The sequence below is a fragment of the Arthrobacter sp. E3 genome (genome assembly GCF_017353415.1).
GTDB lineage: Bacteria > Actinomycetota > Actinomycetes > Actinomycetales > Micrococcaceae > Specibacter.
Genome location: NZ_JAFMPX010000007.1, coordinates 81,299 through 104,594, shown reverse-complemented (window position 1 = coordinate 104,594; position 23,296 = coordinate 81,299). Strand labels below are relative to the sequence as shown.

At 61.1% G+C, this 23,296-nt stretch carries 20 protein-coding genes; 18 read left to right on the top strand and 2 right to left on the bottom strand.

Annotated features, from left to right (window positions below; translation table 11 throughout):
* Positions 1 to 55 precede the first annotated feature (55 nt).
* Together JMA46_RS05270 and JMA46_RS05265 are read right to left on the bottom strand one after the other, a co-directional pair.
* A complete protein-coding gene (locus JMA46_RS05270; protein ID WP_207344300.1) occupies positions 56 to 1,150 on the bottom strand; it encodes a polyprenyl synthetase family protein in 1,095 nt (364 codons plus the stop codon).
* Positions 1,151 to 1,247: 97 nt separating this feature from the next.
* A complete protein-coding gene (locus JMA46_RS05265) occupies positions 1,248 to 1,832 on the bottom strand; it encodes a hypothetical protein (protein ID WP_207344247.1) in 585 nt (194 codons plus the stop codon).
* Between the two features lie 220 nt (positions 1,833 to 2,052).
* Here JMA46_RS05265 and dinB point away from each other — a divergent pair, with 220 nt between their 5' ends.
* The 18 genes from dinB to sepF all read left to right on the top strand — a co-directional run bounded on the left by dinB (position 2,053) and on the right by sepF (position 23,279).
* Entirely contained in the window at positions 2,053 to 3,210 is a 1,158-nt protein-coding gene (gene dinB / locus JMA46_RS05260) for a DNA polymerase IV (protein WP_207344299.1), read from the top strand.
* A gap of 243 nt (positions 3,211 to 3,453) precedes the next feature.
* On the top strand, positions 3,454 to 3,831 hold the full coding sequence (locus JMA46_RS05255) for a DUF3040 domain-containing protein (RefSeq protein ID WP_207344298.1): 378 nt from the start codon (positions 3,454 to 3,456) through the stop codon (positions 3,829 to 3,831).
* A gap of 402 nt (positions 3,832 to 4,233) precedes the next feature.
* Complete coding sequence (mraZ, locus tag JMA46_RS05250; protein ID WP_207344245.1) at positions 4,234 to 4,665, top strand: division/cell wall cluster transcriptional repressor MraZ; 432 nt, start codon at positions 4,234 to 4,236, stop codon at positions 4,663 to 4,665.
* A gap of 366 nt (positions 4,666 to 5,031) precedes the next feature.
* Positions 5,032 to 6,030 carry a 16S rRNA (cytosine(1402)-N(4))-methyltransferase RsmH gene (gene rsmH / locus JMA46_RS05245; RefSeq protein WP_207344243.1) on the top strand — a complete coding sequence of 333 codons (999 nt, stop codon included), beginning with the start codon at positions 5,032 to 5,034 and terminating at the stop codon, positions 6,028 to 6,030.
* Entirely contained in the window at positions 6,027 to 6,773 is a 747-nt protein-coding gene (locus tag JMA46_RS05240; RefSeq protein ID WP_207344242.1) for a hypothetical protein, read from the top strand. Before rsmH ends, JMA46_RS05240 begins: the two co-directional genes overlap by 4 nt.
* A gap of 61 nt (positions 6,774 to 6,834) precedes the next feature.
* Positions 6,835 to 8,685: a penicillin-binding protein 2 gene (locus JMA46_RS05235; protein ID WP_348770062.1), complete on the top strand. Its 1,851-nt coding sequence runs from the start codon at positions 6,835 to 6,837 to the stop codon at positions 8,683 to 8,685.
* Positions 8,686 to 8,701: 16 nt separating this feature from the next.
* Positions 8,702 to 10,387, top strand: coding sequence for a UDP-N-acetylmuramoyl-L-alanyl-D-glutamate--2,6-diaminopimelate ligase (locus JMA46_RS05230; RefSeq protein ID WP_348770061.1), 1,686 nt, complete (start codon positions 8,702 to 8,704; stop codon positions 10,385 to 10,387).
* Positions 10,380 to 11,909: a UDP-N-acetylmuramoyl-tripeptide--D-alanyl-D-alanine ligase gene (gene murF / locus JMA46_RS05225; protein WP_207344241.1), complete on the top strand. Its 1,530-nt coding sequence runs from the start codon at positions 10,380 to 10,382 to the stop codon at positions 11,907 to 11,909. The genes JMA46_RS05230 and murF overlap by 8 nt, the downstream gene beginning before the upstream one ends.
* Positions 11,906 to 13,018, top strand: coding sequence for a phospho-N-acetylmuramoyl-pentapeptide-transferase (mraY, locus tag JMA46_RS05220; protein ID WP_207344240.1), 1,113 nt, complete (start codon positions 11,906 to 11,908; stop codon positions 13,016 to 13,018). The genes murF and mraY overlap by 4 nt, the downstream gene beginning before the upstream one ends.
* Positions 13,000 to 14,529 carry a UDP-N-acetylmuramoyl-L-alanine--D-glutamate ligase gene (gene murD, locus JMA46_RS05215; RefSeq protein WP_207344239.1) on the top strand — a complete coding sequence of 510 codons (1,530 nt, stop codon included), beginning with the start codon at positions 13,000 to 13,002 and terminating at the stop codon, positions 14,527 to 14,529. Before mraY ends, murD begins: the two co-directional genes overlap by 19 nt.
* Positions 14,529 to 15,800, top strand: coding sequence for a putative lipid II flippase FtsW (ftsW, locus tag JMA46_RS05210; protein WP_348770060.1), 1,272 nt, complete (start codon positions 14,529 to 14,531; stop codon positions 15,798 to 15,800). The genes murD and ftsW overlap by 1 nt, the downstream gene beginning before the upstream one ends.
* The gene (gene murG, locus JMA46_RS05205) at positions 15,797 to 16,945 is read left to right on the top strand and encodes an undecaprenyldiphospho-muramoylpentapeptide beta-N-acetylglucosaminyltransferase (protein ID WP_207344238.1); all 1,149 of its coding nucleotides are present in this window, start codon (positions 15,797 to 15,799) and stop codon (positions 16,943 to 16,945) included. Before ftsW ends, murG begins: the two co-directional genes overlap by 4 nt.
* Positions 16,942 to 18,384: a UDP-N-acetylmuramate--L-alanine ligase gene (murC, locus tag JMA46_RS05200; RefSeq protein ID WP_207344237.1), complete on the top strand. Its 1,443-nt coding sequence runs from the start codon at positions 16,942 to 16,944 to the stop codon at positions 18,382 to 18,384. Before murG ends, murC begins: the two co-directional genes overlap by 4 nt.
* A 241-nt stretch (positions 18,385 to 18,625) precedes the next feature.
* Positions 18,626 to 19,486, top strand: coding sequence for a cell division protein FtsQ/DivIB (locus tag JMA46_RS05195; RefSeq protein ID WP_207344236.1), 861 nt, complete (start codon positions 18,626 to 18,628; stop codon positions 19,484 to 19,486).
* A gap of 332 nt (positions 19,487 to 19,818) precedes the next feature.
* Positions 19,819 to 20,991, top strand: coding sequence for a cell division protein FtsZ (gene ftsZ / locus JMA46_RS05190; RefSeq protein WP_207344235.1), 1,173 nt, complete (start codon positions 19,819 to 19,821; stop codon positions 20,989 to 20,991).
* A 74-nt stretch (positions 20,992 to 21,065) separates the two neighbouring features.
* A complete protein-coding gene (locus tag JMA46_RS05185; protein WP_207344234.1) occupies positions 21,066 to 21,815 on the top strand; it encodes a polyphenol oxidase family protein in 750 nt (249 codons plus the stop codon).
* A 63-nt stretch (positions 21,816 to 21,878) separates the two neighbouring features.
* Positions 21,879 to 22,661, top strand: coding sequence for an alanine racemase (locus JMA46_RS05180; protein ID WP_207344233.1), 783 nt, complete (start codon positions 21,879 to 21,881; stop codon positions 22,659 to 22,661).
* Between the two features lie 96 nt (positions 22,662 to 22,757).
* On the top strand, positions 22,758 to 23,279 hold the full coding sequence (gene sepF, locus JMA46_RS05175; protein WP_207344232.1) for a cell division protein SepF: 522 nt from the start codon (positions 22,758 to 22,760) through the stop codon (positions 23,277 to 23,279).
* The last annotated feature ends 17 nt before the right edge of the window (positions 23,280 to 23,296 follow it).

The window sequence follows — 23,296 nt, the reverse complement described above, 5'->3', positions numbered from 1 at the left end:
CAGCCCCGGAACTGAGAACCTCAGCGTGGGAAGCTGGCAGGCTTTTTGATGCCGTCTAGGCCGTTCTGGACACCGCAGCATTGCCTAGGGCGGCTAGGGCAGCAGCCGCATCGGCGCCAATCGGCAGCTGGGCCAATGCGCCAAAGGCTGCTTCTCCGAACTGTGTGATCAGTGCTTCCGTGCTCGCCAGTGCCCCGGAGTCCACCATGATGGCGCACATGCGCGCCACTTCCTCTTCGCTGAGATCTTGACGGCCCAAGTTCTCATCCACAAAGTCCCGGTCTTCGGAATCCGCCGCATCGATGGTCATGCCCACAAGAACTGTGCGCTTGCCTTCGCGGAGGTCGTCGCCAGCAGGCTTGCCGGTTTTTACGGGATCCCCAAACACCCCCAAAACGTCGTCGCGCAATTGAAAGGCCTGTCCAAGCGGCAAGGCAAAATCACTGTAACCGGTGAGAAGTTGCTCGTTTGCTCCGGCGAGGGCCCCGCCCAACACCACGGGGTGCTCGGAGGAATACTTGGCGCTCTTGTACAAGATGATGGAGGAAGCCCGGGCGACGGCGGTCTCATGCGGCTTGGATGGTCCGGACACCTCTTCCAAGATATCCAGGTATTGCCCGGCCATGACCTCGGCCCGCATGAGGTTGAAGACAGCACGGGCGCGGCTGTGCGCCCCGGAACCAATACGGGCGAACATCTCTTCGCTCAAGGACAGACACAAATCCCCGGTTAAGATGCCGGCGGCTTCGCCAAAGCGCTCTGCATCCAGAGACCAACCAGAATCGGCATGCAGAGTGCTGAATTGGCGGTGCACACTGGGACCGCCACGCCGGGTGTCCGACCTGTCGATGATGTCATCGTGGATGAGGGCTGCGGCTTGAAACAGCTCGAGGGCGGCGCCTGCCTGGATGATCACGGCGTCGTCGGGTGCGCCCCCGGCTCCACGCCAACCCCAGTAGCAAAGCAAGGACCGCATCCGCTTTCCACCAGTAACAAGGGTCTTGATGGCATCAACAAGAACAAGGGTTGCCGGTGAGATCTGCTCCAGCAACTCGCGTTTTTCGGCCAGGAAAACTTGCAGTTCGGCCGCAACTGCTGCAACGAAGGCTTCGTTTTCGGCAGCAAGGGCTGCGCCGTCGCGGACGGGCATTGCGTTCATGCTTGTGGGATTCCTTGCTGTGAGGGCGTGCATGGGGTTCGTGCTGTGGCAACAACGGTGAGCCGTGGTGCCGGTGGCGGGCAGGGGCCTACTTGAACGATGCAGGCAGCAGGGTGGCACCCAAAGTGAAGGTGGACGTTGCTGTTGTCTGGACAACGGAGACCGTCACGATCTCCTGCCCGCCAGCACGGACAAACGTCTTCAGGGGCACCCCATCAACTGCGTCACCGGGCTGTGCCTTGAAACCCTGAGCTGTCAGGACGGTCGTGTAGTTCTTCAAAACGGCCTCCGGAGTCGCGGTGATGGAGGCTGTCAGGGAGGCCGTGGACACGGGGCTGGCATGCACCAAGCTGGAAGCCTGTATTTCGGCACCCTTCATCAGCGGCAGCACAATCGAAGGGAACCCGGCCACGAGTTCCTTCACAGCGGACTCCGCCGATGGCTTGGCCGTGCCGGTGGCAGGTGCCGTGCTTGCGCGGGCTGTGCCTGCCGGCGTGGAGGTGGCTGTGGCGGACGCTGGTGCTGAAGAGTTGCTGGCCGTGGTGGAAGCAACAGGTGTTGCCGGGGCTGAACATGCGCTCATCAGTGCGACGGCGGACACTGCGGCGGCTGCCAGGAGGCTCCTGCGAGTCAATGGCCGGTAGGCTCCGTGGCGCGGGGTGGGGCTGGTCATGGTGGTTTCCTTAGCTGCCGGGGGCGGTGGCTTCGAACTCAGTTTACCCATGCCCGGCCCATGTCCTCCCGCACCTGTCGTCCAGCTCACTGGCAAGAAGCCCGTATGTCACTGGTCTGGACAGCTGGGTGTGGGTGCGGCTCACTAGACTTGAGGTGTGAGAGATCAACAGCAGGCATCCAGGGCAGGGCACGTCCCTGATCAAACGGGTTGCACCATTATGCACGTTGATATGGATGCGTTCTTTGTATCCGTGGAGTTGCGCGACCGTCCCGAATTGCTGGGCAGGAAGGTCATTGTGGGCCAGCCTGAAGGGCGTTCCGTGGTGCTCTCGGCCTCTTATGAGGCACGGGCCCTCGGCGTTCGTTCCGCCATGCCCATGGTGACGGCGCTGCGGATGTGCCCGTCCGCCGTCGTGATTGCCCCCCGGCAAAAGCTGTACCATCAGGTTTCGGTTCAGGTGATGGAGGTCTTTCGCTCCATCACCGACACGGTCGAACAGCTCAGTGTGGATGAGGCATTTCTTGACATCAGTGGCTCATTGCGCAGGCTTGGTACGCCGTTAGACATTGGGGCGCTGATCCGTTCTCGCATCGCAGCTGAACTGGGCATCACGGCATCGGTGGGCATTGCCGCCAGTAAGTTCGTAGCCAAGGTGGCTTCCACCCGGTGCAAGCCCGACGGCATGCTGCTGATTGAGAAGGGGCAAACAGTGGATTATTTGCACACTCTGCCCGTTGAGGCGCTGTGGGGCGTGGGAGCCAAGACGAGGGAAGTGCTCGCCCGGCTGGGTATCTTCACAGTGGCCGATGTAGCTGCGACCCCGAGTGCGTCCTTGCAAAAGGCGCTGGGCAGCACCGGTGCTGCGCTGCATGCACTGTCTTGGGGCATCGATCCGCGGCCCGTGACCACTGTCCACCAGGAAAAGAGCATGGGGGCGGAAGAGACCTTTGCGGTGGACACGTTTGAGAACGCGGTGCTCACCCGTGAACTCTTGAGACTCTCGCACCGGGTGGCTGGGCGGTTGCGGGAAGCCGGGCTGAGCGGGCGAACCTTGTCGATCAAGATCAAGTACAGCGATTTCGCCACCATCACGCGGTCGAAGGCGCTCAGTGCCAACACCGACAGCGCAACGCAACTCTATGCTGGTGCCGTGTCATTGCTGCAGGCGCTTGGTCAACGGCCGCAAAGTGTGCGGTTGATTGGGTTGCGCATGGAGCGGTTGGAATCAGTGGAGAATGCACCATTGCAGTTCACCCTAGACCCACGTGATGATCACTCACGCAACGCCGAAGTGGTGGGGGATGCCATTGCTGCCCGGTTTGGGAACGCCAAAATTGTGCCGGCACGACTCTTAAAACCGCGAGGAAATCCCTAGTTGCACCCACTGCTCTACCTTGTGTCAACAGTATGTCGCTCGTGGCTTTCAGTTCAGCAAAATCAAGCCTATTGTTGATAGTAGGAGTTGGCTTATTGACGACTTCAAAGTTTGTTGGTGCCCGACGCCGTCAAGGCCGCACGCTGAAGCAGCATGTGTGGAACCGGAGGGTTGGGAACCATCGAAGCGATAAAGACGTTAACGAGCAAAGACGCCCATGGCCCTGACCTGAAGGAGGTCGTCATGCCCCTCTCTGAGCACGAGCAGAGGCTGCTGGATCAACTGGAACAGCAACTGCATGCCGAAGATCCCAAATTTGCCAACGCACTGTCAACGGCGCCAACACGGTCGTTGTCAACACGCAACATCGTGATTGGTGTCGTGGTGATGATTGCAGGGCTGCTGGTCCTGCTTGGTGGCGTGGCAACACACCTAATCCTGCTAGGTATTCTAGGCTTCCTGATCATGGGTGGCGGCGTGTACATCGCGGTCTCCAAACCGAAGTTTGGTGACGCAGAGCAAAGTGCGGGCAAGCCCGGCACGAAGTCGGGACCCAAACAAAAAAGTGGGTTCATGAACGGGCTGGAAGAAAAGTGGGAGGAACGCCGCCGCGACCAGTAAGCGCGCTACCAGAGCCCGCTCCCAAAAGAATTGAATATCTCAAGGCCACGGCGCGTTGCGCCGTGGCCTTCGGTGTTTTGGGCCTCTGTCTGCGTCTCTGTGGAAGCTGCGCTCCCGATCCCTCCACTTTTCACCACCTGAGTACTTGCTGTACGTTAAATCGTGCTTTTTGGCGTCCCAGCACGTGTTGCGAGCCGCTGGTAGCGGCTATCTGTACCAAATTCCCTCCACCAGCCTTCCTTCGGCGAGTGCCTTGCAACGGCGCGGATTATTCCTCCGACACGCTACGAGCACACCTTGATATTGGGTTGACGGTGGAGGATTGTGGAGTAATGTGGAGCGCGTGGGAGGGGATGGGGTCAGGGTGATCCCTCAGGCTCCACGAATGAAGGTGGTGGTGAGTTGTTTCTCGGAACACATTCGCCGCGCCTTGATGAGAAGGGAAGGATCATTCTTCCGGCGAAGTTTCGGGAGGAACTTGCCAGTGGACTTGTCCTGACCAAGGGCCAGGAAAACTGCATCTATGTATTTAGTGCACGGGAGTTTGAAAAGGTTCTCCCTCAGATGCAGGATGCGCCGCTGTCCAACATGGCAGCACGCGACTACATTCGAATCTTTCTTTCCGGAGCTTCCGATGAGGTCCCGGACAAGCAGGGAAGGGTGACCATACCGGCCACCTTGCGCTCCTACGCAGGTCTTGAGAAGGAACTGGTCGTCATTGGCGCGGGCAGCCGGGCGGAGATCTGGGATGCCACGGCTTGGCGGGACTATTTGGCAGCAAAGGAGGCGGCTTTCTCTGCGACAGACGAAGTCGCCATTCCTGGTATTAGCTGACAGAGAACTGCCAGTGAACACCCGCAGTTGCAGTACACGTTGTTGGAAACACCCGGAAAGCGTTGCTTCGCAGGACACTTTCCGGTGGCTCAGCCGGTGATCTTGAATGAGATCTCCAGCCGCCCAGCTCGTCCAATCCTGGCTCACCTTCCCCGGAGCCAGGCGTGGAGCGGCTTTGGGGCGGAGGGGGATCTGGTTCAAGAACACACTTCGCAAGGATGCGGAGCAGTGGCTCTGGGCCTGCACCACCTGACACACCGCAGTACAAACGTTGTTCGCAGTAAAAAGAGTTATTTGCCAGATTTGCACGCTCACCGCGGGAATGAATACCCCTCCCGGTTGATAACCAAGAGAAATGGAGTTGTGATGACGTCGGAAGTTCCCACGCCACCCACTTCTGAACGCCACACCCCAGTTCTCAAAGATCGCTGCATCAATCTCCTGGCCCCGGCATTTGAAAATGCCCGCCTGGCAGGGCGCACGCCGATCGTCATTGACGCCACTTTGGGCATGGGCGGCCATTCCGAAGCAATGCTGCAACGTTTTCCCGACCTCCACTTGATCGGCATTGACCGTGATATCGAGGCCCTCGGGCTGGCGGGGGAGCGCCTCACCCCTTTCCAGGACCGCACTGACTTGGTGCACGCCGTCTATGACGAGATCGCCGACGTCCTCGAAGACTTGGGTATTGCGAGCATTGATGGCATCTTGATGGATTTGGGTGTGTCTTCCCTCCAGCTGGATGAGCGTGCCCGTGGCTTCGCCTACTCCTTCGACGCACCCCTTGACATGCGTATGGACACCAGCCGTGGTCAGACAGCTGCCGACGTGCTCAACAGCTACTCCGAAGAGGACCTGGTGCGGATCATTCGCAAGTGGGGCGAGGAGAAGTTTGCCGGCCGCATTGCGAACCATATTGTTGCGGCCCGAGACAAGGCCCCCCTCACCCGCACTGGGGAACTAGTGGAGATAATCCGCAACGTTGTCCCCTCCGGTGCGGCAAAGACTGGCGGGCACCCGGCGAAACGCACGTTTCAGGCGCTGCGCATTGAGGTCAATGAAGAATTGAGCGTTTTGGAAACAGCCATTCCCGCCGCTGTTGAGGCGCTGGGGCTGCATGGACGCGCAGTCGTCATGTCCTACCACTCTTTGGAAGACAAGATCGTGAAGTCGGTGTTTGCCGCAGGATCAACGTCTTCTGCGCCGGCTGGGTTCCCAGTGGAACTTGAAGAGCATAAGGCCATTTTGAAACGTCTGACCAAGGGGACGGAAATCCCCACAGATGAAGAAATTGCAGAGAATCCCAGAGCCGCATCCGCGCGGCTGAGGGCAGTGGAAAAAATCAGAATCAGGAGTGCCAAATGAGCCAGCTTGCATCACGCTCCACGCCAGTGAGTGTGGGCAATAATGCCCGTTCACTGAATGTGGAGCCGGCTGACCCAGATCTACTTTTCACGGGTACCGGGGCGAAACCGCGCAAGCCACGCACCCCCCTGTCCCTTGTGGTGTCCACCCCTGCACGGAATCGTTCTTCGCTCGTGGTGATCTTGTTCCTGGTGGTTGTTGCAGCACTGACCGTGGTGCTTGTGATGAGCATCTCCCTCACCAAGGGACAGTACGAGCTGGTTGATTTGAAGAGCCAGCAGGCGGACTTGCATAAGTCGAACCAGGAGTTGGAGCAGAGCATCGCCTCCAAACAGTCGCCACAGGAACTTGTCGCACGCGCCGTAAGCCTGGGCATGGTCCCTGCGGGAACAACTGGACAGATTGATGTTCGCTCCGGCAAGGTCAGCGGATCCCCGCAGCCCGCCTCTGCGGACACCAAGGGTCTGGTGATTATTCCTCCAGCCAGCATCGACAAGCCGGCCGCAGACCTTACAGTTGCCGGATCGTCCACGGGGCCGCTCAGCCCGGCAGCCAAAGTCCAGAAGGCCGCCGCCGAGCAAGCTGCCATCCAGCAGGCTGCGGGCCAGAGCAGCACGGGCCAGAAGAGTGCAGGCTCCGTGCCGCCTGCGGCCGTGGTTCCACCAGCACCGGTTCCTGTGGAGGCCGCGGCACCAGAACTTAACGGCGGCACCATCCCCGCGCCAGCCCAGAAGGACAGCTAGGGTTTAACTAGGATCAGGCAGCCTCGACTGTCCCAGCAAAGAACGCAAGGAAAAAGCAGCAGTGGCACAAAAATCCACCCAGTCCGCACGTGGTGCAACTGCACAACAATTGAACAAGGTCGGGCGCACCCGCATGCGTATCGGCTTTGTCCTGATGCTCGCGTTCCTGCTGGTCATTGCCGGCAGACTCGTCATGGTGCAGGGACTGGACGTGGGCAACTTGGCTCAGGCTGCCGAGAATCAGCGAACTGTGGTGCAGAGCCTTCCCGCCGTCCGCGGAAAAATCGTCGATATCAATGGCAAGGTCCTCGCTGAGAGCATCATCCGGTACAACATCACCGTCTCGCAGATTAACCTGGCCGACTACACAAAGTACAAGCACCGGAATGTCGATCCGAAAACCGGTGATTCAACCGTCGTCGAGTACACGAAGGATGAAGGGCTGCAACAGCTGGCCAATGTCTTGAGCATGGACTTTGCGGACGTCAAGAAGAAGTCCACCGGAGAAGCGAACTTCAACTACATCACTCAGGATGTCAGCCCGCAGATTGAGAAGAAGGTTGCCGAACTAGGCATCCCGGGCATTTACTCAGAAGCTGTCACCAAGCGGGTCTATCCCATGGGAGCCGTTGGCGGGCCCATCGTCGGCTTTGTTGACACTTCAGGCAAGCCGTTGGCCGGCATTGAGCAGACTATGAATGACAAGCTCACGGGCACTGATGGCTCACGCACGTTCCAGGCAGGTAAGAATGGCATCATCATTCCTACGGCCCCTGTACGGACAGTGCCTGCAGTCGATGGGGAGACGGTGAAGCTGACCATTGACCAGGACATTCAGTACTATGCCCAGCAGGCGGCCCAGCAGCAGAAGGAACAGTACAGCGCACAGTGGGCGAGCATCACCGTCATTGAGGCCAAGACCGGCAAGGTCGTTGCCATCGCAGACAGTGATTCCTATGACCCCAACAATGTTGCTGCCTCCGATCCGAAGAACATTGGTTCACGCACCGTCAGTTCGGTGGTGGAGCCGGGATCCACCAGCAAGATCATGACGGCGGCAGCCTTGGTCCAAGAAGGCCTGGCCACTCCCATGAGTGAATACCTGGTGCCGCCGACGTTGACCATTGACGGGCAGAACTTCTCCGACTCGTTCGTCCACGGCACGGAAAAACGCACATTGGCCGGCATTATTGCCGACTCGATGAACACCGGCACCGTCATGGCCGGGTCGAAGCTGAGCCTTAAACAGCGTTATGACTACATGCGAAAGTTCGGCGTCGGGGAAAAGACCGGCATAGCACTTCCGGGTGAAAGCCCTGGCATCCTTGCAGACTGGAGCAAGTGGGACGGCCGCCAGCAGTACACGGTGCTGTTTGGCCAAGGCGTGGCACAAACACCCCTGCAGACCACCATGATCTTCCAAACGATCGCCAATGACGGCGTCCGGCTCAAACCCCAGATCATCGACTCCTTCACGGATGCCAATGGCAAGGTCGATACCGTTCCGCAAGCCCCCGGAGTTGAAGTAGTCAGCCCCAAGACAGCCCAGGAATCCCGCGACATGCTCGAGGGGGTGGTGACCATGACGGACTACAAGGTGGTGAACATTCCCGGCTACCGTACCGGCGGCAAGACTGGCACCTCCGAAGCGCCAGCAGACGACGGCGTCGGATTTGACGGTTACACCTCGTCCTTCATCGGCATGGCTCCCATGGATGACCCCAAGTATGTGGTGGGCATTACAGTCCAGCGCCCGCAGGGCAGCATCTACGGCGTCACCCAGGGGTATACCTTTAACCAGGTGATGGGACAGGTGCTGCGCACTTACGATATTCCGCCGTCCACCACGCCGCCTGTCATGCCGCCGAAGTTTTATAAGCAGCCTGGCCCGGATTGTGAAAATTGTGAATGAAAAGGATGTAGTGCCTGTGCCGCAAAACCATGCCCCTGCCCCGCTGCGACCGCTCCACCACCGTGGAGCGGAACTGGAGCAGCTGGCGCAATTGCTGGGTGCGGTCCTAGATGGCAGCCGGGCCAAGCTGCTGGCTGAAACGCCGGTGCATGTGAGCGGCGTCAGTCTTGATTCGCGCTCCATTGTGCCCGGGGACCTGTACACCGCCTTGCCGGGTGCCCACGCGCACGGTGCGGAATTTGCTGCCCAAGCCGTAGCGGCAGGTGCCGTGGCAATTTTGACGGACGACGCCGGAGCCCGCCTTGTGGGTGCAGCGCCGGCAGTGCCGGTGCTGACCGTGGCAGACGCCCGTGCCGCCGTGGGAACCGCCTCAGCTGCCGTTTACGGAACGGGCGGGAAAACGCACGGGAGCGGGCTGGACTTGTTTGCCGTGACCGGGACCAATGGCAAGACCACCACCACATATTTTCTGAACTCGCTGCTGCGGGCGCTTGGCAAGACCACCGGGCTCATTGGCACCATCGAGATCCTGGCCGGCAGCGACGCCATTCCGAGCAAGCTCACCACGCCAGAATCCACGGATGTGCATGCGCTGCTGGCGGTCATGGCCGAGAAGGGTCTGGACTGCGCGTCCATGGAAGTTTCCTCCCATGCGCTGGCCTTTGGCCGGGTTGACGCCGTCGTCTTCAACATGGCCGGCTTCACGAACCTAACCCAGGACCACCTGGATCTGCACGGCAGCATGGAAGAGTACTTCGCCACGAAGGCGGCGCTCTTCACACCCGCTCACGCGCGGGCCGCGGTGGTCAGCGTTGATGATGACTGGGGCAGGCGCATGGCCGCGGCCAGCACGGTGCCAGTTGTCACGTTGGCCACTTCCAGTCAAGAACAAGGGAAGCGAGCCGCCGATTGGCAGGTACGCGAGGTGCGCAGGGATGGGGTCGGCTCGCGCTTCAACGTGCGCGGACCAAACGGCGCCCTGCTGCGCGTGCACACCGGCTTGCCGGGTGACTTCAACGTGGCAAACGCGGCCCTGGCGCTGGTCATGGTGCTGAGCGAGTTGCAGTTGGCCCAGCAGTCCACGGAGCAGTCCGCACCGGAGAATCAAGACGTGACGGCCCTGCTGCAGGCTGTGCTTGACGCGCACGACCCCTTCACTGTGGAAGTGCCCGGACGCATGCAGCTTATTGGCACGGCCCCCGTGGCCGTCGTTGATTTCGCCCACAACCCGGATGCGCTGGCACGGGCCTTGGAAGCCGTCAGACCCGACACCCCCGGTGCCCGCGTGATCGCCGTCTTTGGCGCCACGGGTGAACGTGACGCCACCAAACGGCCCATCATGGGAGCCGTCGTGGCCCGCGGGGCTGACGTGGTCATTATTACCGATGACGATCCCCACGACGAGGACCCGTCAGTCATCCGCGCAGAGGTCCTGGCCGGTGCCCTGGCGGCCAATGAGGACGAACGGTTGGGTTGCGTGGTGGAGGAAGTCGGCCACCGCGCAGACGCCATTGCCCGTGCGGTGGAGCTGGCATCCGCGCAAGATGTCATCCTGGTCGCCGGACGCGGGCATGAAGTTTTCCAAGAAGTCAAAGGGGTCAACCTTTCCCTCGATGACAGGGTCGAACTGCGGTCGGCACTGTCAGCCCGCGGATTCCCGCTCACCGAGGCAATCACGATAGAGTCCACAACTAATGATTGAATTTACTGCGGCCAAGATCGCCGAACTGACCAGCGGAACCCTCTCACCAGGCACCGATCCCCACACGCTTGTTGACGTGGCCCTCATTGCCACCGATTCCCGGGACGTAGAGCCTGGCAGCATGTACGTGGCCAAGTCGGGGGAGCACGCCGATGGCCACGATTTTCTGGCGAACGCCTTCGCTGCCGGTGCCGTTCTGGCGTTGGCGGAGCGCGAGGTGCCCGCGGACGACGCCGGCACCTGGTTCCCGGCTGTCATCGTTGCCAATGCGGTGCTGGCCATGGGGACGCTTGCAGCTGAGGTGGTGCGGCGCATCCGTGCGCACTCACCGTTGAGCGTCATCGGCATCACCGGTAGCGCAGGCAAGACCACCACAAAAGACCTTTTGGCGGGCATTTTGTCCCCGCTGGGTGAAATGGTGGCGCCGGTGGGCTCCTACAACGGCGAAGTCGGAGTTCCACTGACAGTCTTCCGCGCCGTGGAAAGCACCCGGTACCTCATCATTGAAATGGGTGCCACCAAGATGGGCCAAATCGCCTATCTGGGTAACATGGTCCACCCCGACGTTGGCGTTGTGCTGTGTGTCGGAAGCGCCCATGCAGGCGAATTCGGCTCCATCGACAACATCGCCGTGGCCAAGGGCGAGCTTGTGGAGTCACTGCCCCCTGAAGGCTCGGCCCTGCTGAACTTCGACGATGCACGCGTCCGTGCCATGGCCAGCCGCTCCGGCGCGCCTGTCACGTTCTTTAGCAGCGCTGATGCCCCCGTCACTGCCGCAGCGCAGAAAACGACAAGTGCGCCGGAGCAACTTTTCATGCAGGCTCGCAATGTGCACACCAATGCCGACGGCCAGCCGGAATTCGACCTGATCTTTCCTGGAAGCACCGAAGCCCTACCGGTGCGCAGCAAGCTCCTGGGCCTGCACCACGTGGCGAACCTGCTTGCCGCAGCGTCGGCTGCGCATGCCGTCGGTGCATCGCCGGAACATATTGTCGCCTCGCTGAACGAACAGCGCGCAGCGAGCCGCTACCGGATGGAACGCACGGACCGCAGCGACGGGGTAAGCATTATCAACGACGCCTACAACGCCAATCCGGAGTCCATGCGGGCAGCCCTGCGTACCTTGGCAGAACTTGGTGGCAGCGGGAGAAGACGGACCTGGGCCGTGTTGGGGGAGATGCTCGAACTAGGCGAGGACTCGGTGCTGGAGCACGACGCCGTGGGTCGGGTGGCCGTGCGATTGAACATCTCCCGGCTGCTGGTCGTCGGCGCTGGTGCCCGTGCCATGCACGTCGGTGCGGTCATGGAAGGGTCGTGGGGGAACGAATCCATGTTCGTCCCTGACGCAGACGCCGCCTTTGACGTGCTGGAGGCCGAATTGGCCTCGGGTGACATTGTCCTGCTGAAATCTTCCAATGGCGCTGGCCTGCGATTTCTGGGCGATCGGATAGCATTACCCACGGGGAACGCCCCAACCAACACCTCAGATGCCTCCTCCAGCGAAAGGACTGCCCAGCCATGATCGCATTGCTCATCGGTGCAGGCTTGGCCCTGGCCTTCGCCATGATCGGCACCCCGTTGTTCATCCGCTTCCTCGTGAAGAAGGGATACGGGCAGATCATCCGCGAGGACGGTCCCACCACCCACCAGGTCAAGCGCGGCACACCCACCATGGGCGGGACGGTGGTGGTCGGCTCCGTGGTGGCTGCCTACTTCATCACGCACCTGATCGTGTGGCTGCTGAACGACAACTCACCAGGGCCCTCCGCATCCGGACTGCTCATGATCTACCTCATGGTCGGCATGGGCCTGGTGGGCTTCCTTGACGATTTTTTGAAAATCACCAAGCAGCACAACACAGGGCTGAACCCCAAGGGAAAGCTGATTGGGCAGGCCGTGGTGGGCATTTCCTTTGCCGTCATGGCGTTGGGCTTCCCCAATGAAAACGGGCGAACCCCTGCCAGTACGTTCATTTCCTTCGCCCGTGACATTCCCAGCCTGAACCTGGCCTTTGCGGGGGCGGCGTTGGGCGTGGTGCTGTTTGTGATCTGGTCCAACCTGATCATTACGGCGGCCACGAACGGCGTGAACTTGACCGACGGCCTTGACGGACTGGCCACCGGAGCAGCCATCCTCGTGTTCGGTGCCTACACGCTCATGGGCATGTGGCAGAGCAGTCAGGCCTGCGGGTCGCGCAAGGTGCCCTCGGAAGCGGTGTGCTACGAGGTCCGTGACCCGCTGGATCTGTCGCTGCTGGCAGCCATCATGTTCGCCGCCCTCATCGGTTTTCTGTGGTGGAACACGTCCCCTGCGAAAATTTTCATGGGAGACACCGGATCGCTGGCTATCGGTGGGGCCATGGCAGGCTTTGCCATCTTGTCCCGAACCGAAATCCTGCTGGCCATCATCGGTGGACTGTTCGTGCTGATCACCTTCTCGGTGATCATTCAGGTGGGCTTCTTCAAGCTCACCAAGGGCAAACGTGTCTTCCTCATGGCGCCGTTGCAACATCACTTTGAGCTCAAGGGCTGGCGGGAAGTGACCGTCGTGGTCAGGTTCTGGATTCTGGCCGGGCTGATGGTCGCCGTCGGACTTGGAGCTTTTTATGCTGAATGGATTGTTCGATTGTGAGTACCCAAGAAAATCGGCTTGACGCATTGCGCAGTTGGGACGCTGACTGGTCGGGGCTGCGCGTGGTGGTCACGGGTATCAGTAAAACCGGCTTCTCTGTGGCAGACACGCTGGCCGAGCTGGGCGCGCGCGTTGTGGTGGTTGCCGCTTCGGACGACGACGACGCCCGGGGCCACGCCGACACCCTGCGGATAGTGGGCGTCAGCGAAGTCATCCTGGGGGAGGCCACTTCCACTGTGCTGCCTCTCGTTGACGGGCAGCAGGCGGAGCTTGTTGTCACCAGCCCCGGTTTCAAGCCCACCCACCCGCTGCTGGCCGCCGCAGCGGACGCCGGCATCCCCATTTGGGGCGATGTTGAGCTGGCTTGGCGTGTGCAAACCAAGGCCGGGCGCAAAACGGCTCAGTGGATCACTATCACGGGAACCAATGGCAAGACCACCACCACCACCATGGTGGAATCCATGTTGCAGGGTGCCGGGCTGCGTGCAATTGCGGCAGGGAACATTGGCACCCCCATCCTCGACGCCGTCCGCGATCCCCAAGGCTATGACGTGCTTGCCGTGGAACTTTCCACCTTCCAGCTGCACTGGACGCAATCCTTGGAGCCGGTCTCCAGCGTCTGCCTGAACCTGGCCGAAGACCATGTGGACTGGCACGGCAGTTTCGCCGCGTATGCTGCGGACAAAGCGAAAATTTACGAAAACACGCGGGTTGCCTGCATCTACAACGCCGAGCAAATTGAAACCGAGCGCATGGTTCAAGAAGCCGATGTGTTGGACGGCTGCCGTGCCGTGGGCTTCACCACCGGCTTGCCCTCCATCAGCATGGTGGGGGTGGTGGAGGGTCTGCTGGTTGACCGCGCCTTCATCGCTGAGCGCAAGGACTCAGCCGTAGAACTGGCGAACGTCAGCGACATTGGCGATCTTGTCCCGCGTCATTTGGTGGCCAACGCCGCCGCCGCAGCTGCCCTTGTCCTGGCGTATGGGCTGAGCCCGGCGGACGTACGCAAGGGTCTCCAAAATTATCACAACGGCGAACACCGGATCCAGCCGGTAGCCAGCTCCGAAGGGGTCCTGTGGGTCAATGACTCCAAAGCCACGAATCCGCACGCGGCTGCAGCCTCGTTGGCGGCGTTCAACCCTGTCGTCTGGATCGCCGGGGGTCTGTCCAAGGGTGTCGACTATGACGAGCTTGTCCAGGCACAAGCCGCCAGGCTGAAGGCCGTGGTTCTCATTGGCGCCGACAGCAGCGCCTTGGCAGCGTCTTTGGCGCACCACGCACCCACGGTTCCGGTTATTGCCGTGAGGGAGCCCCTCTTGGACGGCGATGCCGTTATGGCTTTGGCCGTTGCCGAGGCGGCGGCCCTGGCAGCCGACGGTGACACCGTGCTGATGGCACCGGCGTCGGCCTCCATGGATCAATTCACTTCCTATGCCCACCGCGGCCAGGCGTTCATGGACGCGGTCCGGGAACTCATGGAGTCACGGGCAAGCGCCAAAAAGGAGTCATAGTGGCCAAGACCTCCACGAAGCAAAGCAAGTCCGTGGCAGGGGCCGCCCAAACCAAGGCCTCCGCGGAGCCGGCCGGGCAGACTCCCACCAGCGGCTGGAAGCGTTTGCGTGGCCGGCTGTACGCATTCTCCGGGCACCCCACAGCTGCTTACTACTGGATCATTGCCACGACCGTGACGTTGACGTGCATCGGTTTGATGACGGTGCTCTCCGCGTCAGCGGCAGAGTCGATCTCGGCAGGGATTGACCCATATTCGCTGTTCCTGAAGGCGGCCATGTTTGCCGGTGTCGGATTTGTTCTGATGATGGTGCTCTCCTTCGTCACACCGTCGTTGCTGAAGAAGCTGGCATGGCCCGCAGTGGGGCTTTCCTTCGTTCTGCTGGTTGCCGTTTTTACGCCGCTGGGTAAATCCGTCGGTGGAAACCGCAACTGGCTCAACTTGGGCGAATTCAGCTTTCAACCATCCGAGGCGGCCAAACTGGCGCTGGCGTTGTGGATAGGCATGGTCCTGGCCCGCAAGGGCCGGTTGGTGGGGGACTGGCGCCACACCCTGCTGCCGGTGGTGCCCGTGGGCATGATCCTTGTGGGCTTGATTCTGCTGGGGCACGACTTGGGCACCGCTGTCATCGTCATGGGTGTTGTGGGCGCCGGGCTGTTCTTTGGTGGTGGCAGCAAGCGGGTGCTGATGGGTGCTGTGGGCATCGGTCTGGTTTCGGCCATCGTGATGGCGGCCATCAGCGGAAACAGAACTGCCAGGCTGTCTGGGTGGCTGGGTAATTGCAACGACGGACAAGGTTTGTGCGACCAAGCCCAAAACGGCTTGTACGCCCTGGCCTCGGGCGGCTGGTTTGGGGTTGGGCTCGGCCAGAGTCGGCAAAAGTGGAGCTGGATTCCAGAAGCCCACAACGACTTCATCTTCGCCATCATCGGTGAGGAACTGGGCCTGCTGGGCTCCCTGGTCATCATTGCCCTCTATGCTGTGCTGGCTTTCGCCGTGTTCCGTGTGATCATGACACGCAATGACACGTTTGCGCGCGTGGTGTGTGGTTGCATCCTGACCTGGATCATTGGCCAGGCATTTGTGAACATCGCCATGGTGGCAGGACTGCTTCCGGTGATCGGCGTTCCACTGCCCTTCATCTCCTATGGGGGCAGTTCACTGGTGATGGTGCTTGGTGCCATTGGGATAGTCCTGTCCTTTGCCCGCACCGATCCAGCCCGCACCGATCCAGCCCTGACTGAACCAAAAGGAACTTTGAAGACCACATGACGCAGAACGTAAACCAGACATTGCCGGAACTGCCCCAACCGGAAGCCCCACTGTCTGTGGTCCTGGCCGGGGGCGGCTCGGCAGGGCACGTGAGCCCGCTGCTGGCCATCGCGGCTGCCATCCTCCTGCGCGTACCCGAGGCAGCCATCAAGGCCGTGGGGACTAGAGACGGTCTGGAGACCACGCTGGTGCCTGCCGCCGGGCACGAGCTAGTTTTCATTGACCGGATCCCCCTGCCGCGCAAGCCCTCCCTGGACTTGGCGAAACTGCCGTGGCGGATGCGTCGGGCCGTCGCCACGGCCAAGAAGATTCTCCAAGATGCCAGGGCGGACGTCCTAGTGGGGGTGGGTGGCTACGTATGCACCCCGATGTACCTCGCCGCCAAGTCGCTGCGGGTGCCCATCGTGATACACGAAGCAAATACGAAGGCGGGACTGGCCAACAAGGTCGGGGCCAGGTACACCACGTATGTGGGGACAGCCTTTGCCGCCACTGCGATCCGCCACGCACATGTTGTGGGCATGCCCATGCGCCGGGCCATCGCAGCACTTGACCGTGTCCAGGCCCAGTCCGGGGCCCGGGAACGTCTCGGACTTGAAGTCGGGCGGCCAACGCTCATCGTGACCGGCGGTTCCCTCGGTGCGCTGCGATTGAATAGAGCGGTGGCCGACTCGGTGGAAGCCCTGGCTGCTGCAGGCATCCAAACCCTTCACATCACCGGCAAGGGAAAAGCTGTCATGCGGGCAGACGGCTCGCTATTGACGGCTGCCCTGTACCGTCAGGTTGAGTACGTTGACGGAATGGAAGACGTGTACGCTGCAGCCGATCTTCTGCTGTGCCGTTCCGGGGCAGGGACGGTGTCCGAAGTGGCCGCGGTGGGGTTGCCCGCTGTCTTTGTTCCGCTGCCCATTGGCAATGGTGAACAGGCGCGCAATGCTGCCGACCTCGTTCAGGCCGGGGCAGCCCTTCTGCAACCCGATGCAGGCCTTGACGGGCCGTGGATCCAAGACAACGTGATCCCCTTGTGCCTTGATGAGTCACGGCTGACCCGGATGGCCGGCTCAGCCGCACAACTGGGTATCAGGGATGCTGCTGAGCGCATGGCCGACATGGTCCTTGCTGCAGCGGAAATGCCGAACCAATGACACAGGAAGAATCGACCGTGGCCTACATTCCCCCAACGTTGGCTGAACTGGGCCGCGTCCACTTCATTGGCATGGGAGGCGCCGGCATGTCTGCCATTGCCCGGATCATGTTGGGCCAAGGCGTGCCCGTCAGCGGTTCGGATGCCAAGGACTCGATTGGGCTGCGTGAACTGGGCGCCTTGGGCGCCACCGTCCATCTTGGCCAGATGGCAGGCAATGTAGCCACTGCGGACACGGTTGTGGTTTCCACGGCCATCCGTGAAAGCAACCCCGAGCTTGCCGCCGCACGTGCGGGCGGACTGCGCGTACTGCACCGCTCTCAGGCGCTGGCCGCCGCCATGGCAGAGGACATCGTCGTGGCGGTTGCGGGAACACACGGTAAAACCACCACCACCTCGATGATCACGGTCATGCTCAAGGGTGCAGGGGTGGATGCCTCCTTCGCCGTTGGCGGCACAGTCCAGGGACTCGGTGTGAATGCTGCGCACGGCACTGCTGGCGTGTTTGTGGCTGAGGCGGATGAATCCGATGCATCATTTTTGAACTATCGCCCGCACATTGCCGTCGTGACAAATCTTGAGGCCGACCATCTTGACCACTATGGCACGGCTGAGGCCGTATTTGCCGCGTTCGAAAAGTTCATGGACTTGCTGCCAGCCGAAGGTACGCTCGTTGCCTGCGCCGACGACCCTGGATCGGCCCACCTGGCCGCACAGGCTGCGGCCGCCGGAAAGCGGTGCCTGAGCTATGGATTTGCCGAGGGGTCGGATATTCGCCTTGTACCCGGGAGCCAGGACGGATTGCACTCCACGGCCAGCATCGAACTACGCGCGGATCTGCTCCCGGTGGGAGCTGCAACCACGCTGATGCTTGCCTTGCAGGTGCCCGGCAACCACAACCTCAGCAATGCCGCTGCCGCAGTGGCTGTGGCCCTTGCCCTCGGGGTGGACGTGGAGGCAGCTTTGGCAGCGCTTGCCTCCTTCAGCGGCGCCGCACGACGCTTTGAAGCCAAGGGTGAAGGCCGGGGAGTTGCGGTCTTTGATGATTATGCCCACCACCCCACGGAAGTGACAGCAGCGCTGCGGGCGGCAAGGACAGTCGCCGGAGAGCATAAGGTGCATGTCCTGTTTCAACCACACCTGTTCTCCCGGACACAAGAATTTGCCAAGGAATTTGCCCATGCACTTGACTTGGCGGACACCGTGGCCGTGCTCGATATTTATCCGGCCCGTGAAGACCCCATCCCGGGCGTCACCAGCGAACTCATCACCAAAGAATTGCAGAAGCCGTTCGGCTATGCCCCTGACAGTGCTGCCGCAGTGCAGCAGTTAACTGAAGGTGCCGTGGCCGGAGACATTATCTTGACTATTGGAGCAGGGGACGTAACTGAGTTCGGCCCTGCCCTGGTCGAAGCGTTGAACGGCCCTTTCAATGGTTGAACCACGCAAGCCACGAGTCATCCGAACCCGGCCGGGAACTGTCCCACCAGCGGCAGCCAAGTCAACCCCGGCGGAGCAAGGTTCCTCTGCCCCCACACCCGTGCGCAGCACCAGCTCCAAGGTCTCCGTTGAGCCGCTGCCCAGCGAGGAGCAATCTACAAAAGGCGCGCCGGTCAAGGACAAATCTGCGGTGGATACTGCTCCAACGGAAAGCCGACGGAAAGTCCCACGGATACCATCTATGCGGCGGCGCACTGAGAGCGGCGGCAGCGACAACGCAGTTGGCCCAGAAACTACTGGTCACGTCAGTGCTGGAAAAGTCACTGCTGGGGACGCGAGCGACAGGGTTGAACATGGCGCCAAGGTGTTGGCTTTCCCGGTCTCCAGTCACAAGCGCCGCCACCGCAATATTTTGTTGGCAGTGGCAGGCATTGTTGCCACGCTTGCCCTGGTGATGGGGGTGGCCATGTTCTCACCCGTTTTGGCCGTTCACAAGGTCGTTTTTGAGGGCAATAAGCTGATCGGCGCAGACGTCTTGCAGAAAGCTGTTGCACCGATACTGTCCAAGCCGCTTCCCCAAGTGACTGAAAGGGAGGTGCAGGACTTGCTGGCCCCGGTTATTCAAGTCAAGAGTGCCCGGATCGAGGCCAGGCCGCCGTCGACGCTGCTCGTGCACATTATTGAGCGCGTGCCGGTTGCCCTGATTAAAAGTGCTGACACGTACCTGTTGGTTGATCAGTATGGTGTGGAACTCGGTTCCACCCCTGATCTCGAAGCGGCAGCGCTTCCGTTGATCGATGGTGGCAAGGCGGCCATTGGTCAGGACACGTTCCGGGCCATCACGGCCGTGCTGGCGAATCTACCGCAACCCATTGTGGCGCAGCTGGCCAATGCGACAGCTAAATCCCCGGATGCAGTGGAACTGAAGTTGACGGACGGGCGCACCGTGATTTGGGGCAACGCCAGCGACATGGAACTCAAGGCAGAGGTGCTGACGGCGCTGCTGACCGCTCCGCCGCCCACCCCTGAACCCGGCAAGCCCATACCTGCGCCTGCGCAGGTCTTCGACGTCAGTGCCCCGCGTCACCCGGTGACACGTTAACTCGGCGACTGTAGGACAATGGTTTGTGGACAATGTGAGCCAAGCGAACCCAATCGAGGGTAGGCGTGGCTGATTAAATGGTTTTTCGGCGTATTCGGGCGACACGCGGCAGCAGAAATTGCATGCGGCGCCGATGCACCGTAGCGTCATTGACACGAGTTAGTTGACATAACTATAACCTTCAACTTGAGGGTTAAGCCTCCAAGGTTTCAAGTACTGCTTCAAGGTTGCTCCTACGAGCAATGCCGGCACCTTGAAACAGCAGCATTTCCTCGGCGGCAAAGCGCAATTCTTTAGATCTTTCAGCAACATACGAACAAGGGACACGTAACGTGGCAGCACCCCAGAATTACTTGGCAGTCATCAAAGTCGTCGGCATCGGCGGTGGCGGCGTAAATGCAGTGAACCGCATGATTGACGTGGGTCTTCGCGGTGTGGAGTTCATCGCCATTAACACGGACGCCCAGGCGCTGTTGATGAGTGACGCCGACGTCAAGCTCGACGTCGGCCGAGAGCTGACACGCGGACTCGGCGCCGGAGCCAACCCGGATGTTGGCCGTCAGGCAGCCGAAGACCACGCAGAAGAGATCGAAGAGGTCCTGCGTGGGGCCGACATGGTCTTCGTGACGGCAGGAGAAGGCGGCGGCACCGGCACCGGCGGCGCCCCCGTCGTGGCCCGCATCGCCCGCACGCTGGGCGCGCTGACCATTGGCGTTGTCACGCGCCCCTTCACCTTTGAAGGGCGCCGTCGCGCATCAAGCGCCGACAACGGCATCGAAGCATTGCGCGATGAAGTCGACACGCTCATTGTGATCCCCAATGACCGCCTCCTGTCCATCAGCGACCGCAACGTCTCAGTGCTTGACGCCTTCCGTTCCGCCGACCAGGTGTTGCTGTCAGGTGTCCAGGGCATCACCGACCTCATCACGACCCCCGGCCTGATCAACCTTGACTTTGCGGATGTGAAGTCAGTGATGCAGGGTGCCGGTTCGGCCCTGATGGGCATCGGCTCCGCAAGGGGCGAGGACCGTGCCGTGAAGGCGGCAGAACTCGCCATCGCCTCACCGCTGCTCGAAGCGTCCATCGATGGCGCACACGGCGTGCTGCTGTCCATTCAGGGCGGCTCGGACTTGGGCTTGTTTGAAATCAATGAGGCGGCCCGCCTGGTGCAGGAAGTAGCGCACCCCGAAGCCAACATCATCTTTGGTGCCGTCATTGACGACGCCTTGGGAGACGAGGCCCGTGTAACAGTCATCGCTGCAGGCTTCGATGCCCCTGACGCCGAACCCGACAAGGCAGAGCCCGCAGCCGCAGTCGCACCGCCGGTACCTTCCTCGGTGCCCGCAAGCGCCAACAACGTGACGAACCTGAACCAGTGGGGCCACCAGTCCGGTTCCCAGGTTCCGGCTGACGGCGGCTTCGACGTGGAGCTTCCGGCCATCGTGGAACCAGATCTCACCGGGCACCGCGCCGATGACCTGGATGTTCCCGACTTCTTGAAGTAGGAACAGCCTTTAGTAAAAGCACATCCAGCCAGCGGCAACAGCCGCCGGCACCCTTGAATGGTCAGGTTGTTTGCATGTGGTCCTCGATGCAGGTGCGCCCAGGCGTAGTCCTTGGTTTCACTGACACCACAGCAGGCAACCTGGCCTTTCACGTAGGAGATGACCCCAGCCTCGTTGCAAAGCGCCGGGTAGCCGTGGAGCATGCCCTGGCCCACGGCGTCGGCGCACCCCCTGCCCACGCCACAACCTTGGCCTACATGGAGCAAGTGCATGGTGCCGACGTGGCAGTACTTGACGCTGGAGCCCAAACGCCAACACCAACGGCAGATGCCATGGTGGTCACCCTGGACGTCGGGACGGAGGCCGGGCTGGCCGTGATGGTCGCTGACTGTGTCCCGGTTTTACTGCTCGGAGAAGCGCCCCGAGGCAAGATGGTACTGGCAGTGGCCCACGCAGGACGGCCCGGTGTTGAAAAAGGTGTCATCACCGCCGTCGCTGATCAAATGCGCCGCAGCGGCGCGCTGGCCATCGAGGCTTGGCTTGGCCCCAGTGTGTGCGGGCGCTGCTACGAAGTACCAGATGCCATGCGGGAAGCTGTGGCAGCGCAGGTACCGGAATCCTGGTCGACCACCACTGCCGGAACGCCCGGGCTTGATCTGCCAGCGGCTGTGCTGGCCCAGTTGGCTGCATCCGGCGTGGAAGCGCACCCCTCCGGTATTTGCACGCTGGAAGACGAACGGTATTACTCGCACCGCCGTTCGCAGCGTGACGGCGTGGACGAAGGTCGCTTCATCGGTTTCATCGTTGCATCCGCGCCTGCCTAGCGCCCTACCTTGGCTCCCTGTTCGAGCACCTAACGGTGCCCTTTTTGAAAGCACCTTCGTACAATGACTTTGCCGGACCCCCGCACCACAGAACTCGCCCAGCACCTGGGTGCTGTCAGGGAGCGAATCGAAACTGCCATGGCAGCCCGCCAAGCTTCAACTGTGGCAGATGCGGCTGCGGCGCCCCCAACCCTCATTGTGGTGACGAAGTTCCACCCCGCCGCTGATGTGCTGCGGCTGCGCAGCCTTGGGGTGGCGGACGTTGGCGAAAACCGCGATCAGGAGGCGGCAGCGAAGGCCGCTGAAGTGGCGGTAACTGACCTGCGCTGGCACTTCATCGGGCAGTTGCAAAGCAACAAGGCCAAGTCGGTGGTTGGCTACGCACATTCTGTTCACTCAATCGACAGGGTCTCCGTTGCCACTGCGCTGGGCAAGGCCATGGCCCGGCAGCAGGAAACGGATGGCCGCGCGGACCTTCAATGCTTCATCCAGGTTGAACTCACTGATCCCTACGCATCATTGGCGGCGGAGGGCCACGACGTCCCAGCTGGGCCCAGCGGCAGGGGAGGGGCATCGCCGTCGTCCGTCCTGCAACTCGCCGAGCACATTGCCGGCACACCCGGCCTGATGCTGGCCGGTGTCATGGGTGTGGCGCCACTGGGCGTCACCCCGGGACCGGCGTTCGAACTACTGGCGAACGTGTCGGCCCAACTGCGCTCTACACACCCCGGCGCAACCGGAATTTCAGCCGGTATGAGCCACGATCTTGAAGCCGCACTGGCTGCAGGAGCGACACACCTGCGTGTCGGTTCCGATATCCTCGGTCCCCGTCCTGCCGTGCTGTAGCGTTTTATATGACGGCAACTGCACAATCTGCCAAACAACCATCCGGATGAAGAATTTTGTGCTTTGCAGATTTAAGTAGACTAATGAGGAGCTACCATGGCTGGCGCTATGCGCAAGACAATGATCTTTCTTGGGCTCGCCGACGGTGACGAGCACTACGACGCCGAGCATGCCCCGCCCTTGACCAAGGACGACGACTATGCCGAGGTGTCTGAGCGCGCAGCAGCGCCTGCACCTGTCGTAGAGCCTGCCGCGCCCAAGGCCGGCGACGAGGAATACAGGGCTCCGGTGACCCCCATCAAGCGTGCCGCATCAACTCGGGAAGAGGCTGAAAGTTTGCGCCAGATCACCACTGTCCACCCCCGCTCCTACAATGACGCAAAAATCATTGGGGAGAGCTTCCGGGATGGGATTCCAGTCATCATGAACGTCACTGACATGGGTGAGGCAGATGCCAAGCGCCTGGTGGACTTTTCCGCCGGCCTGGTGTTCGGGCTGCGTGGTTCCATAGAGCGCGTCACCAACAAGGTGTTCTTGCTCTCACCGTCTTACATTGAGGTTCTTGGTGATGACAAGAAGGTCTCCGACACACAGGCGAGCTTCTTCAACCAGAGCTAACCGCCAAGAGCGACGGG

Excerpts from the sequence above, each read along its gene's own strand:
- murG (WP_207344238.1), top strand. The coding sequence starts at position 15,797 with ATGACGCAGAACGTAAACCAGACATTGCCGGAACTGCCCCAACCGGAA.
- dinB (WP_207344299.1), top strand. The coding sequence starts at position 2,053 with ATGCACGTTGATATGGATGCGTTCTTTGTATCCGTGGAGTTGCGCGAC.
- JMA46_RS05180 (WP_207344233.1), top strand. The coding sequence starts at position 21,879 with ATGACTTTGCCGGACCCCCGCACCACAGAACTCGCCCAGCACCTGGGT.
- sepF (WP_207344232.1), top strand. The coding sequence starts at position 22,758 with ATGGCTGGCGCTATGCGCAAGACAATGATCTTTCTTGGGCTCGCCGAC.
- JMA46_RS05195 (WP_207344236.1), top strand. The coding sequence starts at position 18,626 with ATGCGGCGGCGCACTGAGAGCGGCGGCAGCGACAACGCAGTTGGCCCA.
- JMA46_RS05255 (WP_207344298.1), top strand. The coding sequence starts at position 3,454 with ATGCCCCTCTCTGAGCACGAGCAGAGGCTGCTGGATCAACTGGAACAG.
- murD (WP_207344239.1), top strand. The coding sequence starts at position 13,000 with ATGGATTGTTCGATTGTGAGTACCCAAGAAAATCGGCTTGACGCATTG.
- rsmH (WP_207344243.1), top strand. The coding sequence starts at position 5,032 with ATGACGTCGGAAGTTCCCACGCCACCCACTTCTGAACGCCACACCCCA.
- JMA46_RS05265 (WP_207344247.1), bottom strand. The coding sequence starts at position 1,832 with ATGACCAGCCCCACCCCGCGCCACGGAGCCTACCGGCCATTGACTCGC.
- murC (WP_207344237.1), top strand. The coding sequence starts at position 16,942 with ATGACACAGGAAGAATCGACCGTGGCCTACATTCCCCCAACGTTGGCT.
- JMA46_RS05270 (WP_207344300.1), bottom strand. The coding sequence starts at position 1,150 with ATGCCCGTCCGCGACGGCGCAGCCCTTGCTGCCGAAAACGAAGCCTTC.
- JMA46_RS05185 (WP_207344234.1), top strand. The coding sequence starts at position 21,066 with ATGTGGTCCTCGATGCAGGTGCGCCCAGGCGTAGTCCTTGGTTTCACT.
- JMA46_RS05240 (WP_207344242.1), top strand. The coding sequence starts at position 6,027 with ATGAGCCAGCTTGCATCACGCTCCACGCCAGTGAGTGTGGGCAATAAT.
- mraY (WP_207344240.1), top strand. The coding sequence starts at position 11,906 with ATGATCGCATTGCTCATCGGTGCAGGCTTGGCCCTGGCCTTCGCCATG.
- murF (WP_207344241.1), top strand. The coding sequence starts at position 10,380 with ATGATTGAATTTACTGCGGCCAAGATCGCCGAACTGACCAGCGGAACC.